15 protein-coding genes are annotated in these 18,011 nt (G+C 70.4%); 9 read left to right on the top strand and 6 right to left on the bottom strand.

From position 1 onward, the window contains the following. Positions 1-212: 212 nt before the first annotated feature. Positions 213-455, bottom strand: coding sequence for a restriction endonuclease (locus ACZK5D_RS05170; RefSeq protein WP_463664504.1), 243 nt, complete (start codon positions 453-455; stop codon positions 213-215). Positions 456-497: 42 nt separating this feature from the next. On the opposite strand from ACZK5D_RS05170, the gene ACZK5D_RS05165 reads away from it, so the two are divergent. Beyond that, a complete protein-coding gene (locus ACZK5D_RS05165; protein WP_463664503.1) occupies positions 498-827 on the top strand; it encodes a hypothetical protein in 330 nt (109 codons plus the stop codon). Here ACZK5D_RS05165 and ACZK5D_RS05160 read toward each other — a convergent pair. From ACZK5D_RS05160 to ACZK5D_RS05145, 4 genes are all read right to left on the bottom strand, one after another. After that, positions 824-988 carry a winged helix-turn-helix domain-containing protein gene (locus ACZK5D_RS05160; protein WP_463664502.1) on the bottom strand — a complete coding sequence of 55 codons (165 nt, stop codon included), beginning with the start codon at positions 986-988 and terminating at the stop codon, positions 824-826. The two genes, ACZK5D_RS05165 and ACZK5D_RS05160, sit on opposite strands and share 4 nt — an antisense overlap. After that, positions 988-1,698 (bottom strand): restriction endonuclease subunit S, encoded by a 711-nt coding sequence (locus ACZK5D_RS05155; protein ID WP_463664501.1) that lies wholly within the window; start codon positions 1,696-1,698, stop codon positions 988-990. Before ACZK5D_RS05155 ends, ACZK5D_RS05160 begins: the two co-directional genes overlap by 1 nt. 305 nt (positions 1,699-2,003) lie before the next feature. Next, a complete protein-coding gene (locus ACZK5D_RS05150) occupies positions 2,004-3,083 on the bottom strand; it encodes an IS630 family transposase (protein WP_463664500.1) in 1,080 nt (359 codons plus the stop codon). A 143-nt stretch (positions 3,084-3,226) separates the two neighbouring features. After that, positions 3,227-4,684, bottom strand: coding sequence for a type I restriction-modification system subunit M (locus ACZK5D_RS05145; protein ID WP_463664499.1), 1,458 nt, complete (start codon positions 4,682-4,684; stop codon positions 3,227-3,229). A gap of 116 nt (positions 4,685-4,800) precedes the next feature. On the opposite strand from ACZK5D_RS05145, the gene ACZK5D_RS05140 reads away from it, so the two are divergent. The 3 genes from ACZK5D_RS05140 to ACZK5D_RS05130 are packed head-to-tail and all read left to right on the top strand — an operon-like array spanning position 4,801 to position 7,836. Then, positions 4,801-5,691, top strand: a complete 891-nt coding sequence (locus tag ACZK5D_RS05140) for a helix-turn-helix transcriptional regulator (protein WP_463664498.1) — start codon at positions 4,801-4,803, stop codon at positions 5,689-5,691. Further along, positions 5,688-6,683, top strand: coding sequence for an aldo/keto reductase (locus ACZK5D_RS05135; RefSeq protein ID WP_463664497.1), 996 nt, complete (start codon positions 5,688-5,690; stop codon positions 6,681-6,683). The genes ACZK5D_RS05140 and ACZK5D_RS05135 overlap by 4 nt, the downstream gene beginning before the upstream one ends. Positions 6,684-6,717: 34 nt before the next feature. Beyond that, complete coding sequence (locus ACZK5D_RS05130) at positions 6,718-7,836, top strand: glycoside hydrolase family 32 protein (RefSeq protein WP_463664496.1); 1,119 nt, start codon at positions 6,718-6,720, stop codon at positions 7,834-7,836. Positions 7,837-7,839: 3 nt separating this feature from the next. Here the strand turns inward: ACZK5D_RS05130 and ACZK5D_RS05125 are convergent, their stop codons facing one another. After that, positions 7,840-8,283, bottom strand: coding sequence for a VOC family protein (locus ACZK5D_RS05125; RefSeq protein ID WP_458993451.1), 444 nt, complete (start codon positions 8,281-8,283; stop codon positions 7,840-7,842). 88 nt (positions 8,284-8,371) lie between these two features. Between ACZK5D_RS05125 and gnd the strand changes: the two genes are divergently transcribed. The 5 genes from gnd to arfA all read left to right on the top strand — a co-directional run bounded on the left by gnd (position 8,372) and on the right by arfA (position 18,011). Continuing rightward, positions 8,372-9,820 carry an NADP-dependent phosphogluconate dehydrogenase gene (gene gnd / locus ACZK5D_RS05120; RefSeq protein WP_463664495.1) on the top strand — a complete coding sequence of 483 codons (1,449 nt, stop codon included), beginning with the start codon at positions 8,372-8,374 and terminating at the stop codon, positions 9,818-9,820. An 81-nt stretch (positions 9,821-9,901) separates the two neighbouring features. Continuing rightward, positions 9,902-14,473 (top strand): DEAD/DEAH box helicase, encoded by a 4,572-nt coding sequence (locus ACZK5D_RS05115; RefSeq protein ID WP_463664494.1) that lies wholly within the window; start codon positions 9,902-9,904, stop codon positions 14,471-14,473. Beyond that, the gene (locus ACZK5D_RS05110; protein ID WP_463664493.1) at positions 14,466-15,302 is read left to right on the top strand and encodes a DNA-formamidopyrimidine glycosylase family protein; all 837 of its coding nucleotides are present in this window, start codon (positions 14,466-14,468) and stop codon (positions 15,300-15,302) included. Before ACZK5D_RS05115 ends, ACZK5D_RS05110 begins: the two co-directional genes overlap by 8 nt. Before the next feature lie 73 nt (positions 15,303-15,375). Beyond that, a complete protein-coding gene (locus ACZK5D_RS05105; protein WP_463664492.1) occupies positions 15,376-16,404 on the top strand; it encodes a LacI family DNA-binding transcriptional regulator in 1,029 nt (342 codons plus the stop codon). Positions 16,405-16,514: 110 nt separating this feature from the next. Next, positions 16,515-18,011, top strand: coding sequence for an arabinosylfuranosidase ArfA (arfA, locus tag ACZK5D_RS05100; RefSeq protein WP_463664491.1), 1,497 nt, complete (start codon positions 16,515-16,517; stop codon positions 18,009-18,011).

Below are 18,011 nucleotides of genomic sequence, written 5' to 3'. Positions count from 1 at the left end.
GTGTGGGGGTGGGTCCCTCCTCCCCCCGTCCCCGCTCTCTCCCCCCCCCCCCCCCCCCCCCCCCCCCCCCCCCCCCCCCCCCCCCCCCCCCCCCCCCCCCCCCCCACCACCGCTTGACCCACCAGTCGCAGCCCTCCCGCACGCTGAGAAGCGCAGCGACGCCCCCACCCGCGGGCTGAGGTGCGAGGAGCGCAGCGACGAGCCTCGAAGCCTCAGAAAAGTGACCTTGTCAGCCTACGTTTCCTAGGCTTCGAGGGCGCTTCGCGCCACCTCAGCCAGCGGTAGGGGGCCGCGCCGCAGCTCGTGAGTCGGCGGTAAGTGCCCGCTTCACAGCGCTTGGCCTGCACGTAGACGCGGTTGAGCCCGAGCGCGTCCTGGTCGATCACGCCGTCGATGCCGCCGTCGTTCGACGCCTGGGTGACCGTCGCGCGCCCCTCGGCGCCCCCGTACCCCATCGCGACGAGGAGGTCGACGACAACCCTCTCGAAGAAGGTGGGGTGCTGGGCGTGAAGGCGGGCGAGGAGGTCGGCGGCGACGTCGGCCTGGATCTGCGCGATCCCCTCCTCAACCTGCTCGACCGGGTCGAGCTCCGTCGTCGCCGGCTCTGCGTCAAGGGCTGTCGGCTGGGGATCGGCCGCGCGCTTCGGCAGGCGCCACTCGAGGACCCCGCCCGGGGTGAGTTCGCCCAGGTGACGCTCCTCGATGCCGTCCGGGTGCCTCGCGAGCAGGGCCCGTCCCTCTCAGTGATCTGGTACGTGGCCCGCTCGGGTCGGCGCAGCGCGCCCACGCGGTTGAGGTACGACGTGGCCCAGCCGATCCGGTTCTAGAACTTCACCTGCCCCGACGCCAACAGCTCGGCGCGCTGCTCGTCCGTGATGCCGACGTCGGTAGCCACCACCTCGTACAGCTCCCGGCGCTTGGCCTGCCGCCCATCCAGGAGCGCACGGAGCACCGGCGCCATGAACTGCTGCCAGGCGGGCATGGACATCAGAGTTCCCCCTTGAACGCGCGCGACTGGACGGAAGCGAACAGGTCATCAGCAAAGAGGAGAGCAAGGCTCGTCGTCTCGCGGTGGCCTTTGATCGCTCTGACGCGGGCGGAGAAGGCCAGTTGCCGTGGTAGCGGCGGGGCATCGACCCTGAGTGACTTGAGTTTGGTGACGTTGATCCCGGGCATCACAGCACCCGGGCTCATCATCGCGATCTGACGGGTGACCCGCGAACTGAGCTGGAGTTGATGCTCCATGTAGATCGCGTCTGCCTTGTCAGGGGTCAGTCGCAGCCGCAACAGGTCCGAGTGCATGATCGCGCGTGGCGCAGAGTCCGGATACACGGCGCAGTTGCCGATGGTGCCCTTGCGGGTCATCAAGATGTCACCGGGCAAGATGGAGTAGCTCTCAAGTCGGTGCGCTGTGCGCTCATCCAGAAACTCGAACGGTGGCAGACCAAATCGCGCGTTTACATTCTTGATGCCGATCAGCGGAACACCCTCGTGGCGGAATTCAGACTGCTGCAGCTGGGTCCCGAAAGGCCCGCACTTTACGTCGTCGTTGGAGGCCGCCAACTCAACAAGGGGCAGGGTCGGCCAGTCGCTGTTGCTGAACATCTCGTGGAAGATCGACTGGGTGAGGGCGTCGAGGTGGGCGAGGACCTGGCGGCGCTTGGCGCGGATGGCGTCGGCCTTGTCGAGGATCGCCACAATCCGCTTCTGATCTGCCCTCGGCGGCTTGGGTAGTCTGATTTCCTTTAGGAACTTGAAGTGCCTCGAGTAACCGGCGGCCTCTACAGGATGGGCACGGAGGTAGTGGTAGATGAAGCGGGGCTCGAAGCCATCCCTGGCTTGTAACAGCTTGACTCCGTCTGCCCCAACCGCGAATGGGAAGTCCACGTACTTGATCGCGCGTGTGTGGTCGCCGAAGACCACGAGAGGCGACTCGCACCTCACCAAGGTGGACAAGTCGTGCGTGAAACCGGCAATCAGTCTCTGCCCTTGATCCACGACAGCTAGTGGCCTGTTGTTAAGGCATGTTTACGTTTCCGGTTGATTCGGTCAAGAATCTGGTCGGGAGTCTTGGTCCACATGAATGGGTGTTTGCGTCGGTTCCATCCGGTGATGAAGGTGCGGATCTTGCCTGTGAGGTCGCGGACCGAGGTGAAGGTCCCGCGTCGGATGGCTTGGCGTTCGATGATGCCGAACCAGACCTCGACGAGGTTGAGCCACGAGCCGGAGGTCGGGGTGAAGTGGACCGTGATCCGGGGGTTCCCGGCGAGCCAGTCGCGGACCTCGGCCTTCTTGTGGGTGGCGTAGTTGTCCATGACGAGGTGCAGTTCCTGGTCGGGGTAGGCGCGGGCCACGTGTTTGAGGAAGCCGAGGAACTCCTGATGCCGGTGCCGGCCTTTACACAACCCTGTGACTTTCCCGGTGGCGATCTCCAACGCGGCGAACAGGGTGGTGGTGCCGTGGCGGACGTAGTCATGGGTGCGTTGCTCGGCGTGGCCCGGCGCCATCGGCAGTGTCTTCTGGGTCCGGTTCAACGCCTGGATCTGGGACTTCTCATCCACGCACAGCACGATCGCGTTCTCCGGTGGCGCCAGGTACAGGCCGACGACGTCGGTGACCTTGGCCACCAGCTCCGGGTCAGTGGAGAACTTGAAGGTCTCCGCCTTCCACGGGCGGACCCCGTATTCCTTCCACACCGCGGCGACGGTGGCGTGGTCGACCCCCAACCGTGGGGCCAGCAGCCGAGACGACCAGTGCGTGACCCCGAGACTGGCCGGCGGCGGGTCCAAAGTGGCGGCGAGGATCGCGACCCTGTCGACCTGCCGGGGTCGCCCCGGGCGGGGCTCGTCAGCCAGACCACGCAGACCGCGCTCGACGTAGCGGTCTCGCCACAGGTTCACCGTCGGCCTCGACACTCCGACGGTGTCTGCGATCACCTGGTTCCCGACCCCGTCAGCGGCCAACAACACGATCCTCGCGCGCTGCGCGGTCGAGGCCATCACCGTCGCCGCCCGAGTCAGCCGTTCCAACTCGACCCTGTCACCGTCACGCAATTCCAGTGCCGGGGCTGTCCTATTCGCCATGCCCCAATTGTCCCACCCAACCGTAAAGTTATATCACCGACACACCACTAGCGGCCCAGAGCTCTGATAGTCGGCGTGCGGAACCTTCGAGTTCCCTGCAGAAACGTCTTGGACGGCCTCCAGAAGGGGCACAGATGGGTAGTTCACGAGAGCATCGCCTTCAGCTCCGCTATCCCCGTCGTGATCTCCCGCTCCAACTCCTCGATGTCGGCGATGATCTCCAACGGCGGGCGGTGCTCCTCCTCGTCGTGGACGATCTCCTTGTAGCGGTTCAGGCTGAGGTCGTAGCCCTGGGCGACGATGTCTGCCTTGGGCACCAGGAACGACTGGTCCGTGCGGGCGCGCTCGCGCTCCGTCGTCGTCCGGCTTCCCCATCGAGCGAGCACGTCGGGGAGGTCGTCGGCCTCGACGGGGTTGCGCTTGTCGTCCAGGGAGAAGCCGTCTGCGCGGACGTCGTAGAACCAGACGTCGTCGGTGCCGCCGCTGTCGGTCTTCGTGAAGAACAGGATGGCCGTGGACACCCCCGCGTACGGCCGGAACACGCCTGAGGGGAGCTTGACGACGGCGTCGAGCTTCTGGTCCTCCACCAGCGCGCGTCGCAGGTCCTTGTGCGCCTTCGAGGAGCCGAACAGCACGCCGTCGGGCACGATCACCGCCGCGCGGCCGCCGGGCTTGAGCAGCTTGAGGAACAGCGCTAGGAACAGCAGCTCGGTCTTCTTCGTCTTGACGATGCGCTGCAGGTCCTTCGCCGTGGACTCGTAGTCCAGCGACCCGGCGAACGGCGGATTCGCCAGGATCAGCGTGTACTTCTCCGCGTCGGCGCTGGCGCCCTCGGAGAGGGAGTCTCGGTACCGGATGTCCGGCGCCTCGATGCCGTGCAGCAGCATGTTCATGCTGCCGATGCGCAGCATGGTGCCGTCGAAGTCGTAGCCGTGGAACATCGAGTGGTGGAAGTGGCGGCGCTGCTCGGCGTCGGTGAGCACCGAGGGGTGGTTCTCGCGCAGGTACTCGGAGGCGGCGACGAGGAAGCCGGCGGTGCCGCAGGCCGGGTCGCAGATCTCGTCCCTCGGCGTGGGCGCCGTCATGTCGACCATCAGCTGGATGATGTGCCGTGGGGTGCGGAACTGGCCGTTGACGCCGGCGCTGGCGATCTTGGACAGCAGGTACTCGTAGAGGTCGCCGTTGGTGTCGCGGTCCGTCAGCTCTAGGCCGTCGATCATCTCCACCACGCGGGCGAGCAGCGCCGGCGTCGGGATGGTGAACCGGGCGTCGCGCATGTGCGCCGAGTAGGTGGTGCCGTCCCCGAGCCCGCGCAGGAAGGGGAACACCTCGTCTGCCACGACGCGGTGCATCTCACCCGGCTCCGCATGCACGAAACGACCCCAGCGCAGGTGCTGCTGATCGTCCCGGTAGATGGGGTCCTCCACCTCGGAGCTGTAGAACCGCGCCCTCTTCTCCTTGAGGGTCTGGATGTCGTCGAGGCGCTTGAGGAACAGCAGGTAGGTGATCTGCTCGATGACCTCCATGGGGTTGGAGATGCCGCCCGACCAGAAGGCGTCCCAGATGCGGTCGATCCTGCTCTTGAGCTCTCCGGTGATCACGCTGGCCACCTTAGCGACGCCGACCGACACCCCGCCGCGCCGCGGACCCGTGCGCTGCGCTTCCTGGTACTGACAGACACTCCCTCCGCCGCGCCGAGGGCCATACCGTTGAAGACGTGGACAACAGAGACGAGGTGCGCGACTTCCTCACCACCCGCCGCGCCAGGCTGAGCCCCCAGCAGGCGGGCCTGCCGCTCTATGGCGGGCGCCGTCGGGTGAAGGGCCTGCGTCGCGAGGAGGTGGCGATGCTCGCCGGGGTGAGCATCGACTACTACACCAGGCTCGAGCGGGGCCGCCTCGACGGCGTCTCGGAGTCGGTCCTCGACGCCGTCGCACGGGCCCTCCAACTCGACGAGGCCGAGCGCACGCACCTGCTCAACCTGCACGCGACGGCTAACACCAGCCGCAAGCCTCCCGCCCGATCCGGCGGCAGCTCCGGTCGTGCCGGCGTGCGCCCCGGCCTGCAGCGTGTCCTGGACACGATCAGCGGCCCGGCCTACATCCGCAACCTCCGCGGGGACATCGTCGCCGCGAACCGGCTCGGCCGCGCCCTCTTCAGCGACGGCTACGGCGACGACGCCGTCGGCTTCAACATCGCCCGCTACCTGTTCCTGGACCCGGGCTCGCGGTCGTTCTTCGTCGCGTGGGAGAACGTGGCGCGGGACATGGTCGCAGCGCTGCGCATCGAGGCGGGGCGCAATCCCTACGACCGGGGCCTCACAGACCTCGTCGGCGAACTCTCCACCCGCAGCGAGGAGTTCCGCACCTGGTGGGCCGGCCACCAGGTGAAGTTCCACACCACCGCCACCAAGACGCTCCATCACGGCGTCGTCGGCGACGTGGAGGTCACGGGCGAGGCGCTCCTGTTCCCGGGCGATCCCGGGCTCACCCTCATCGTCTACACCGTCGAGCCCAACAGCCAGTCCGAGGAGGCGCTCGCGCTCCTCGGAAGCTGGACGGCCGCGCACCACCCACCGCTGACGTACGAAACACAAGGAGAACGATGAAGCAACGCACACTCGGCCGGTCACTGACGGTCAGCGAGATCGGCCTGGGCTGCATGAGCCTCACGGGTGCCTACGGCGCGACCGCGAACGTCCCCCGGGAGGAGGCGATCACGCTCATCCGCCGCGCCGTCGATCTGGGGGTCACCCTCTTCGACACGGCCGAGGTCTACGGCCCCTTCACCAACGAGGACGTGGTGGGTGAAGCCCTGGAACCCGTCCGCGACCAGGTGAAGATCGCCACCAAGTTCGGGTTCGCGTTCGAGGAGAACGGCGTTCCCGCGGGGGGCGTCTGCAGCCGCCCGGACAGCATCCGACGCGCCGTGGAACACTCGCTGCGCCGCCTCCGGACCGACCACATCGACCTCTACTACCAGCACCGCGTGGACACCACCGTCCCCATCGAGGAGGTGGCCGGCACCGTCAAGGAGCTGATCGAGGCGGGCAAGGTGCTGCACTTCGGGCTGTCCGAGGCGTCCGCGGCGACGATCCGCCGCGCCCACTCCGTGCAGCCGGTGACGGCGGTGCAGAGCGAGTACTCGATGTGGTGGCGGGAACGCGAGACGGACGTCATCCCGGTGCTCGAGGAACTCGGCATCGGAATGGTCCCGTTCAGCCCGCTCGGCAAGGGGTTCCTCACCGGCACCATCGACGCCTCGACAACCTTCAGCGACACCGACTTCCGCGGCCGCACCCCGCGATTCCAGGGCGAGGCGCTGCAGGCGAATCTGGCCCTCGTCGAGACCCTCAACCGGGTGGCGGTCGAGGTGGGATGCACGCCTGCGCAGCTCGCGCTGCAGTGGGTGCTGAACCAGAAGCCGTGGATGGTGCCCATCCCGGGCACCAAGCGGATCGCGCGGCTCGAGGAGAACATCGGCGCGGCGGCCATCGAGCTGTCCGTCGCCCAGCTCGGCGAGATCCGTGATGCAGCGGATCGGATCGAGATCACCGGCGCCCGGTATCCCGAGGAGCTCGACCGGATGACCAACCTCTGAGCCAAGGCCAACTCCAAGGGCCTAGTCTCAGTCCATGAGGCTGCACTACCGCTCCCCGCACGGCTGGCTCAACGACCCGCACGGCGTCATCCACCGCACGGACGGCTACCACCTCTTCCATCAGCACTCGCCGGAGACGGTGGAGTGGGACAAGGCGATCCGCTGGGGCCACGCCGTCGGCGAGGATCTGTTCAGCCTCAGCTACGTCGGCTCCGCCATCGAGCCGGGCGACGGCGACGAGGGCATCTGGACCGGCTGCATCGTCGAGGACGGGCAGGGGCTCATCGCGTATTACACCTCCGCACGCGAGCCGTGGCTGGGGCTGGCGTCCATCCGCACCGCCCGCCCCCTGGACGACGGTCTGCGCTCCTGGACCAAGGGCCCCGTCGTCGCTGCACCGCCGGAGGGCCTGGGCATCAAGGACTACCGGGACCCCTTCGTCCTCCGCGACGGGGACCTGTGGCGGATGATGGTGGGTTCGGACTCGGCTTCGGGCCACGCGATGATGCACGGCTACGTCTCCACCGACGGTGAGACGTGGACCTATGAGGGCGTGGCGCTCAGCCGCCACAAGTCCGAGACCGACGGCGCGTGGATGGGCGCGCTGTGGGAGTGCCCGCAGGTGATCGAGGTGGACGGCGTCTGGGTGATGCTCACCTCGGTCTGGGAGGACGGCCAACTCCACCACGCGGGGTACGCCCTCGGCACCTTCGCGGACGGGCGGTTCCACGCCACCACGTGGGGGCGCCTCACGTACGGCACGTACTACGCGCCCACCGTCTTCCGCGACGCCGACCGGCGCCCGTGCATGATGGCCTGGCTCCGGGAGGTGCGCGGCGACGGATGGACCGGCTGCCTGTCCATCCCCCACGTGATGCACGTGGTCGACGGCCGCCTCGTCGCCACCGCCCACCCGGACCTGGGCCGGCATGCCGCCCTCGGCTCGTCCGAGCGCTTCGTGTGGCTGCCCGAGGGGCCGATCGAGCCGGCCACCGGGGTGCGCCTTGAGGCGATCGATGGCGAGATCCGGCTCAGCACGCCGTTGCTGGCAGCCTCCATGCCGCACGACGGTGGCCCCGTCGAGGTGGTGCTCGACGACGAGGTGATCGAGGTGATCGGCGGCTCAGGCCTTCTGGGAGGCCCGACGCGCTGAGCCCTACTCGACGTGCCCTGCGGCGAGCAGCCGGCGGAGCTCGATGCGCCGCATGGTGAGCAGCTCGCGCATGACGTGCCCACCCCACTCCGGATCCGCCATGAGCGTGGGCAGCTCGGCGGGCAGGATCTGCCACGAGATCCCGAACTCGTCGCGCAGCCAGCCGCAGGCCTGCTGTTCGCCGGCGTCGGCGATGAGCGAGTCGGAGATGGTGTCGATCTGTTCCTGCGTGTCGCAGGGCACCGCGAACGAGATCGCCTCGCTCGGCGCCACCCGGGCACCGTTCATGGCGGTGAAGTGGCAGCCGAGGACCGTGAACTCGACCAGCAGCACCGACCCGTCCGGCCCATGCTGGACACGCGGTTCGGCGCCGCCGAAGATCTCGACGTAGCGTCTGGCTGCCCGCTCCGCCTCGGTGGCGAACCAGAGGGTGGTCGTGAGGCGCATGGCGGATCCAATCGACGGCAGGGCCGGGCTTGCCCCGATTTTGCCAGATAGGCTCTGCGGGAACCTGACTTCCGACGAAGGGATGGATATGTCCGAGACGCAGCAGGCCAACATCGGCGTGATCGGGATGGCGGTGATGGGCTCAAACCTGGCCCGGAACCTGGCCCGAAACGGCCATCGGGTCGCGGTGTACAACCGGACCACCGCCAAGACCGACGCGGTGATCGCCGAGCACGGCCACGAGGGCGACTTCCGCCCCTCAGCCGAACTCTCGGACTTCGTGGCCTCGCTCGAACAGCCGCGCCGCATCGTCATCATGGTGAAGGCGGGCGCCGGCACGGACGCCACCATCGACTCGCTCCTCCCCCTCCTCGACGAGGGCGACATCGTCGTCGACGGCGGCAACGCCTTCTTCGAGGACACCCGCAGGCGCGAGAAGAAGCTCCGCGAGCTGGGCCTCCACTTCGTGGGCGCCGGCATCTCCGGGGGTGAGGTGGGCGCGCTGGAGGGGCCGTCGATCATGCCCGGCGGCTCACCCGAGTCCTACGCCGCGCTCGGGCCCATCCTGGAGTCCATCTCCGCCAAGGTCGACGGCGAGCCGTGCTGCACCTGGATCGGCACCGACGGCGCCGGCCACTTCGTCAAGATGGTGCACAACGGCATCGAGTACGCCGACATGCAGTTCATCGGCGAGGCCTACGAGCTGCTCAAGGCCCTCGGGCTCACCCACGACGAGATGGCCGACACCTTCGAGGCCTGGAACGAGGGCGACCTCGACTCCTACCTCATCGAGATCACGTCGGAGGTGCTGCGGAAGGTCGACGCCGCCACCGGCCGCCCGCTCGTGGAGGTCATCGTCGACGCGGCCGGCATGAAGGGCACCGGCACGTGGACCGTGCAGTCCGCGCTCAATCTGGGCACCCCGGTGAACACCATCGCCGAGTCCGTGTTCGCGCGGGCCATCTCCTCGTCGCCCGACCTTCGACGGGCGGCGCAGGCCGCGCTGCACGGTCCCGCGGGAGTGATCGGTGTCGCGGACAGGGCGGCGTTCGTCGAGCAGATCCGCCAGGCGCTGTGGGCGAGCAAGGTGGTCGCCTACGCCCAAGGGCTCGACGAGATCCGCATGGCGGCCGACGAGTACGGCTGGGACATCAACGTGGGCGAGGTCGCCAAGATCTGGCGCGGCGGCTGCATCATCCGGGCCAAGCTGCTGGAGCGCATCCGCTCCGAGTACGCGGCCGGCCAGCTGACCACGCTTTTGGAGGCGCCGTCGGTGGCCGCCGGCCTGGCGGACGCGCAGGACGCGTGGCGGACGGTGGTGGTCGAGGCTGTCCGGGGAGGGGTCCCCGTGCCGGGCTTCTCGTCGGCGCTCGCACACTACGACCAGGCGCGCGCCCCGCGCCTCAACGCGGCCCTCACCCAGGGCCTGCGCGACTACTTCGGCGCACACACCTACCGACGGACGGACCGCGGGGGGTCGTTCCACGTCAACTGGTCCACCGACGGTGCCGAGGTCGAGGCCACCGACGCCCACTGATGTCGCGGTGAGGGTTCTGTGGGCGTAGTCACCCACGGAACCTTCACTGGAGCGTCGGGGGGCGGTGGCAGACTTGCCGGCATGACCGACGCCCTCGAGCTGTTCTCCGCGCCCACGCGCGGGTGGTTCGAGGGCGTGTTCGCGGGCCCGACGGCGGTGCAGGCGGAGGCCTGGGCGGCGATCGCGCGCGGGGAGAACGCCCTCGTCGTGGCTCCGACGGGGTCCGGCAAGACGCTGGCCGCGTTCCTGTGGGCGTTGGACCGGCTGGCGTCGCGGCCTCGGACACCGGGCGCCACCGTCGTGTACGTCTCACCGCTCAAGGCGCTGGGCGTCGACGTCGAACGCAACCTGCGCGCCCCGCTCACCGGAATCCGGCTGACCGCCGAGCGCCTGGGTCTGGCTCTGCCGGACATCACCGTCGGCGTGCGCAGCGGAGACACCCCGTCGAGGGAGCGCGCCGCCCTCGTGCGCCGGCCGCCTGACATCCTCATCACCACTCCCGAGTCGCTCTACCTCATGCTCACCAGCTCGGCCCGCTCCACGCTGACCGGCGTCGAGACGGTGATCGTCGACGAGATCCACGCGGTCGCCGGAACCAAGCGTGGCAGCCACCTGGCCCTCAGCCTGGAGCGGCTCGACGCCCTCGTCGGGCATGACGTTCAGCGGGTGGCCCTCTCGGCCACCGTCAGACCGATCGAACGCGTGGCCCGGTTCCTCGCCGGAGACCGGCCGGTCACCGTGGTCGCACCCCGCACGGACAAGCGCTGGGACGTGGCCGTCCGGCTCCCCGTGACAGACATCACGGATCCGGGTCCGGCACCCGGCGCGCCCGAGGCCGCCGTCGATCCCCTTCTGCGGGGAGGCGGGACGGACACGCTCAGCGTCGACGGGCCGTCGGGGTCGTCGCTGTGGCCGCACATCGAGCAGCAGGTCTACGACACCGTCACCAGCGGACGGTCCACGCTGGTGTTCACCAACTCGCGACGCGTGGCCGAGCGGCTGACGGGGCGGCTCAACGAGCTGTGGGCCGCCGAGCACGCACCGGAGACGCTGCCGGAGCTTCCGGACAAGCCACCGGCGCAGGTGATGGCCCCGGTGGACACGGTCCGTGGCGCCCCGGCGGTCATCGCGCGCGCCCACCACGGCTCCGTGAGCAAGGAGGCACGCGCTGAGATCGAGGGCGCGCTCAAGTCGGGCGAACTGCGGTGCGTCGTGGCCACCAGCTCGCTGGAGCTGGGCATCGACATGGGCGCGGTGGACCGGGTGATCCAGGTCGGCGCCCCGCCGTCGGTGGCCAACGCTCTCCAACGCATCGGGCGCGCCGGACACGTGGTGGGCGCGGTGTCGGCGGGGGACGTCTATCCGCTGCACCGAGGTGACCTGGCGCCGGCGGTGGTCACCACCGAACGCATGCTCGCCGGGGAGATCGAGGAGCTCAGGATCCCGCGACACCCGCTCGACGTCCTCGCGCAGCAGACCGTGGCCGCAGCGGCCGCGGCGGGTGACGCCGGGCTCGACGTGGATGAGTGGTTCTCGACCGTGACCCGCGCCCGGCCGTACGCCGGCCTGGAGCGCGGCCTGCTGGACTCCGTCGTCGAGCTGCTCACCGGCGCCTACCCGGCCGCCGACTTCGGGGAGCTGCGGGCGCGGCTGGTCCTCGGCGACGACGGGCGGCTCTATCCCCGGCCTGGCGCGCTGCGCCTCGCCGCCACGTCGGGCGGCACCATCCCGGACCGCGGGATGTTCGGCGTGTTCCTCGCCACCGACGAGCAGGGGTCGCGTCGCGTCGGGGAGCTCGACGAGGAGATGGTCTATGAGTCGCGGGTGGGCGACGTGTTCACGTTGGGCGCCTCCGCCTGGCAGATCGAGGAGATCACGCGGGACCAGGTGCGCGTCTCCCCCGCGCCCGGCCGCACCGGCCGCCTCCCGTTCTGGCGGGGCGACGACGAGGGCCGGCCCGCGGAGCTCGGCCGCCAGATCGGGCGTCTGCAGCGAGAGATCTCGCGGGACCCGTCGCGGCTCGACCGCCCGCAGCTCGACGCGAACACCCGCGCGAACCTGGCCACCTACATCGAGGAGCAGCGGGCCGCGACCGGAGTGCTGCCCGACGACACCACCGTGGTTCTCGAGAGGTTCCGCGACGAGCTGGGTGACTGGCGCGTGGTGGTGCACTCCCCGCTCGGTCGCCGCGTGCTCGGCGCCTGGTCGCTCGTGATGGCCGAGGCTCTCTCCCGGGCCGCCGGAGTCGATGTCCAGCCGGTCGTCTCGGACGACGGGGTGGTGCTGCGGCTGCCCGACTGCGAGGCCGCGGACCGGCTCCCCGAGTTGCTCGTCGTGGACCCAGACGACGTGATCGACATCGTCACCTCGCAGGTTGGCGGCACGGCGCTGTTCGCCGGGCGCTTCCGGGAGTGTGCCGCGCGCGCCCTGCTGCTGCCCCGCCGTACCCCCGGGCGCCGCGCGCCGCTCTGGCAGCAGCGCCAGCGCGCCGCGCATCTCCTCGAGGTCGCCCGCCACCATCCACGCTTCCCCATCATCATCGAGACAGTCCGCGAGGTCACGCAGGACGCCTACGATCTGCCCGGCCTCGTCGAGCTGATGCGCGGACTGCGCTCCGGCGGGATTCGGCTGGTCGAGATCACCACCGAAACCCCCAGCCCGTTCGCCGCGACACTGCTCTTCCGCTACACCGGCGCCTTCATGTACGACGGCGACACCCCCCTGGCCGAGCGGCGCGCCGCGATGCTCTCGATGGATCCCGAGCTGCTGGCCGCCGCCCTCGGCACGCTGGATCTGCGGGAGCTACTGGACCCGGACGTTGTGGCGGAGGTGGTGGCTGAGCTGCAGCACACGGCGCCGCAGCGCAGGGCGGCCACCGTCGACGACCTGGCCGAGCTCCCCCGCCTCCTCGGGCCCGTGCCGCTCACCGCCCTCCCGGAGCGGGTGGCGCTGCCGGATCTCGACGCGGCGCTGGCGGAGCTGGCAGGCCGGGTGGCCACTGTGCGGCTCGCGGGGGCACCCCACCTGGCGGCCCCCTCGGACCTCGGGCTGCTGCGCGACGCGCTGGGCGTGCCGGTACCGCACGGGCACACCGCGCCCCCCGCCACCGAGGGCCGCGACCCCCTCACCCAGCTGGTCGCCCGCTTCGCCCGCACCCACGGCCCCTTCACCGCGCGGGAGGCAGCGGCCGCGTTCGGGCTCGGGGCGGCGACGGTGGCGCTGATCATCGAGCGGGAGGTGGCGGCCCGGCGCCTCATCACCGGCAGGTTCACGCCGGGGGTGACCGATCAGGAGTTCGTGGACCCAGAGGTCCTCAGGCGGCTGCGCGGGCGCAGCCTTGCGGCCGCCCGGCGCGAGCTCCAGCCCGTCTCCCAGAGCGCCTACGCGCGCTTCCTCGCCGCCACGCACCTCCTCGACCACCGCCCCCGCTCCAGCCCCGACGAGGTCCTCCTCGCCCTGCAGCGCCTGGCCGGCGCGGTGTTGCCGGCCAGCGCGTGGGAGACGCAGGTGCTGCCCTCCCGGCTGGCCGGCTACTCGCCCGCGCACCTGGACGCGCTCGTGGCCGAGTCGGAGGTCGTCATCCGGGTGCGCGGGTCCGCGGGCCCCAACGACCCGCTCGTCGCCCTCGTCCCGGCCGCCGACCTCGACCTGCTCGGACCCGTCGAGGTTCCCCCGTCGGAGGAGGCGCTCGCCCTGGCGGCGGCGCTCGCCGAGGGGGACGGCACCTTCGCCTCGCTGCATGCCTCCCTGGGCGGCTCGTCGGCGGAGCTGACCGAGGCGTTGTGGAGGGCCGCTGAGGAGGGCGCGGTGGCGCCGGCCTCGATGGCGGCGCTCCGGGCGCGGATCGGCGGCAGCAGCCGAGGCGCCCACCGGGCGGCGCGCCCCTCGCCGCGGCGCCGGGCGCGGCTTCCGCGCCCCTCGCGCGGACTGCTCATGGCCGGCGGACTGATCACGCCTCCGTCGGCCGCCGGGCGCTGGTACCGCCTGCGCGATCCCCAACTCCCGCCCGCCGAGGCCGCGATCGCGACGGCGTCGTCGTGGCTCGAGCGGCACGGGGTGGTCACCCGGGGCGGGGTCACCGCCGACGGGACACCGGGCGGGTTCGCGGCCGCATACCGGCTCCTGTCAGAGCTGGAGAGCGCGGGCACCGTGGTGCGGGGCTACGTCGTCGAGGGCCTGGGCGGGGCCCAGTTCACCACGCGGGAGGTGATCGGTCAGGTGCGTTCCTTCGCCGATTCGCCGGACCGCACCGAGTGGCCCTCCGGTGCGCGCCATCCCGCCCCGGCGGTCCTCGCGGCCCTCGACCCGGCCAACCCGTACGGCAGCGTGCTGCCCTGGCCGGAGCACCCCAGCGCCCGCCCGGCAAGGGCGGCCGGGGCGCTCGTGGTCCTGGCCGACGGGCTCTGCCTGGCCCACGTCACCCGCGGCGGCCGGGTCCTGACCCTCTTCGGCGACCCGGCGGACCGGTCCGAACGGGCCGCCATGGTCACCCGGGCCCTCCTCGAGGCCGTCGCCGAGGGGCGCATGGAGCGGCTGCGGATCGAGGAGATCGACGGAGGCCGCGTGGGAGGTTCGGGACTCGAGGCGGCGATGCGGGCCGCGGGGGGGCGGATCTCGCCGAAGGGCATCGTGCTGGAGCCCGGGCATGCCTGAGGGGGATTCCGTCTGGCGCCTGTCCCGGCGGCTGCAGCCGCTCGTCGGCCGCACCATCGTGCACAGCCAGTTCCGACTGCCCCAACTCGCCACCGCCTCCCTGACCGGCACCACCATCAGGCGGGTCTGGCCGCACGGCAAGCACCTGTTCTGGCTGTGCGACGAGCAGGTCCTGCACACCCACCTGCGCATGGAGGGCGCCTGGCGCACCCACCCCGTCGGGCAGCGGTGGGGCCTCCCCTCGCACACGGCGCGGCTGGTCGTCCAGGTCTCCGGCGGCGTGGAACTGGTGGGCCACAGCCTGGGGCTGGTGGAGCTGTGGCCCATGGCGGAGTTCGGCACCCGCATGGGCCACCTCGGCCCGGACCCGCTGGCCGAGGACTGGGCGACCTCCGGGCGGTGGGCTCCGACCGGCCGCGACGAGGCCCTCCGCCGGATGCTCGCCACCCCCGAGCGCACCGTCGGTGAGGCCCTCATCGACCAGCGGATCCTCGCCGGGGTGGGCAACGAGTACCGCGCCGAGATCTGCTTCCTGCGCGGGGTCCATCCGGCCACGCCTGTCGGCCGCACCGATGCCGGCGCCGCTGTGGACCTCGCCGCGAGGGTCATGCTCGGCAACCTCGACAGCCCGGTGCGTACCTTCACCGGCGACCACCGCCCTGGGCACGCCAGCTTCGTGTTCGGGAGGAAGGGCCGGCCGTGCCGACGGTGCGGCGCCGCCGTGGAGTCGGCGACGCTCGGCGGCGCGACCTCGGTGGCGGACCCCCGCGCGGGCCAGGAGCGAATCATCTGGTGGTGTCCCACCTGTCAGCCGGGGCCCCTGACCTGACGCCCCGCCCACGCCGGTGATGCCCGGTGTGGAATACTCATCGATGTAAACCAACGATCCGAAGGGGTGCCTCATGGCTGCGACGATGCAGGACGTCGCCCGGCTCGCCGGCGTGTCGGCCAAGACCGTCTCGAACGTGGTCAACGACCACCCCCACGTCAGCGACAGCACCCGCAAGAAGGTGCTGCAGGCCATCGAGAAGCTCGACTACGAGCTCAACATCACGGCCCGCAACCTGCGCAAGGGTCGCACGGGCCTGATCGGCCTGGCGCTCCCTGAGCTGAAGCTGCCCTATTTCGCGGAACTGGCGGACTCCGTCATCGTCGAGGCCGAGAAGGTGGGCCTGCGGGTCCTCATCGAGCAGACCAACTCGGACCGGGAGCGCGAGATCGACGTGCTGCACGGCCAGCGGCGGTTCATGACCGACGGCCTGATCTTCTCCCCGCTGGCGCTGGGCCAGGACGACATCCACCTGTTCAAGGTGGACTTCCCGCTCGTGCTGCTGGGCGAGCGGGTGTTCGGGTCCACCAACGACCACATCACCATGAGCAACGTCGAGGCCTCCAAGGCCGCCACCAAGCACCTCCTTGACACCGGGCACCGCCGCATCGCGGTCATCGGCACGCACCCAGGAGAGAAGGTGGGCTCGGCGGCGCTCCGCGAGCAGGGGTTCCGCGCGGCCATGGCGGAGGCGGGGGTTCCCGTCGACGAGCGGCTGATGTGCGAGACGCAGATCTGGCACCGCAACACCGGCGCCCAGGCCATGGACGCCCTCATCGCGTCCGGCGCGCCGTTCGACGCGGCCTTCGCGCTCAACGACGCCATGGCTCTCGGCGTCCTGCACAGCCTCAGCTCCCACCGCATCGACGTCCCGGACGACGTGGCGGTCATCGGCTTCGATGACATCGAGGACGCCGCCTACACCCGGCCCACCCTCAGCACCATCGCACCCGGGCGCGACGAGATCGCCTCCCGCGCCGTCGCCCTCCTGCAGGACCGGATCGCGGAGAGCAACACCTCCCCCGATGGCCGCAAGCCCATCCAGCGGATCTTCGCCCAATACGAGCTGGTGATCCGCCAGTCGGCACCCGCCATCTCCTGATCCGGTAATCGATACCCCGGGCGGGGCCACATCGCGCCTTGACCGGCACCAACCGTCGTGTCATGATTGTTTACATCGATGAATGACCGAGCGGCGAAGGAGCCGATTTCATGAGCGTTGCACGCCTAGTCCTCAACCCTGCCTACACCGTCGGCCCCGTCCGGCGGCGCACCTTCGGGTCGTTCGTGGAGCACCTGGGACGCTGCGTCTATACCGGCATCTACGAGCCCGGTCACCCCACCGCCGACGAGGACGGCTTCCGCGGCGACGTGCTCGACGTGGTGCGCGAGCTGGGCGTCTCGACGGTGCGCTACCCCGGCGGCAACTTCGTCTCCGGCTACCGCTGGGAGGACGGCGTGGGCCCGGTCGAGGACCGTCCCGCCCGCCTGGATCTCGCCTGGCACTCGACCGACCCCAACACCTTCGGCACAGACGAGTTCATGAAGTGGGCCGCCAAGGCCGACATCGAGCCGATGATGGCCGTGAACCTCGGCACCCGCGGCGTGCAGGAGGCCCTCGACATCCTCGAGTACTGCAACGTGCCGGGTGGCTCACACTTCGCCGACCAGCGCCGCGCCAACGGCGCCGAGGAGCCCTACCGGGTGAAGATGTGGTGCCTGGGCAACGAGATGGACGGCCCGTGGCAGATCGGCCACAAGACCGCCGAGGAGTACGCCAGGGTGGCCACCGAGACGGCCCGCGCCATGCGGATGATCGATCCGGGGATCGAGCTGGTGGCCTGCGGCTCGTCCGGCCGCTCCATGCCGACCTTCGGCGAGTGGGAGCGCACGGTCCTGACCGAGGCCTGGGACCAGGTGGACATGGTCTCCGCGCACGCCTACTACTGGGTCAAGGACTCCGGCCTCCAGGAGTTCCTGGTCTCCGCCGAGGACATGGACCGCTTCATCGCCTCCGTGGCCGCGACCGCGGACGCCGTGGCCACCGCCCGCAAGAGCGACAAGACCATCGGCATCTCGTTCGACGAGTGGAACGTCTGGTACCAGGACCGCACGCCGTCCCAGCCCCCGACGGGGGACGACTGGCCGGTGGCACCCCGCCTCCTGGAGGACCACTACAGCGTGGCCGACGCCGTCGTGGTGGGCAACCTGCTCATCTCGCTGCTCCGCCACACCGACCGGGTGTGGTCTGCGAGCCAGGCCCAGCTCGTCAACGTCATCGCCCCGATCATGGCCGAGCCCGAGGGCCCGGTCTGGAAGCAGACCATCTTCCATCCCTTCGCGCTGACCTCGAAGTACGCCCAGGGCGACGTCCTGCGCGTCCTCATCGACGGCCCCACCATCCGGAGCGCCGAGTTCGGCGACGTGCAGGCGGTCGACGCCGTCGCCACCTGGAGCGAGGCGGAGGGCGCTCTGTTCCTGGTGAACCGGCACGAGACCGACACCGTCACGGTGTCCTGCGAGGTCCCGGCCGGCACCTCGCTGGCCGAGGCCGTGGTGCTGCACCACAGCGACCCGCTGTGGCAGGCCAGCCCTGAGGACGACACCACCGTCGCACCGAGGGCGCTGGACTCGGCCGTCATCGACGGCGCAACCCTCACGCTCGACCTGCCGCCCACGTCGTGGGCCATGGTCCGCCTGGCCCGCTGA

It is taken from the genome of Tessaracoccus yangjingae (assembly GCF_055326235.1).
Note: the sequence above shows the minus strand (reverse complement) of the source record. Positions and strands in the feature narration are given on the sequence as shown.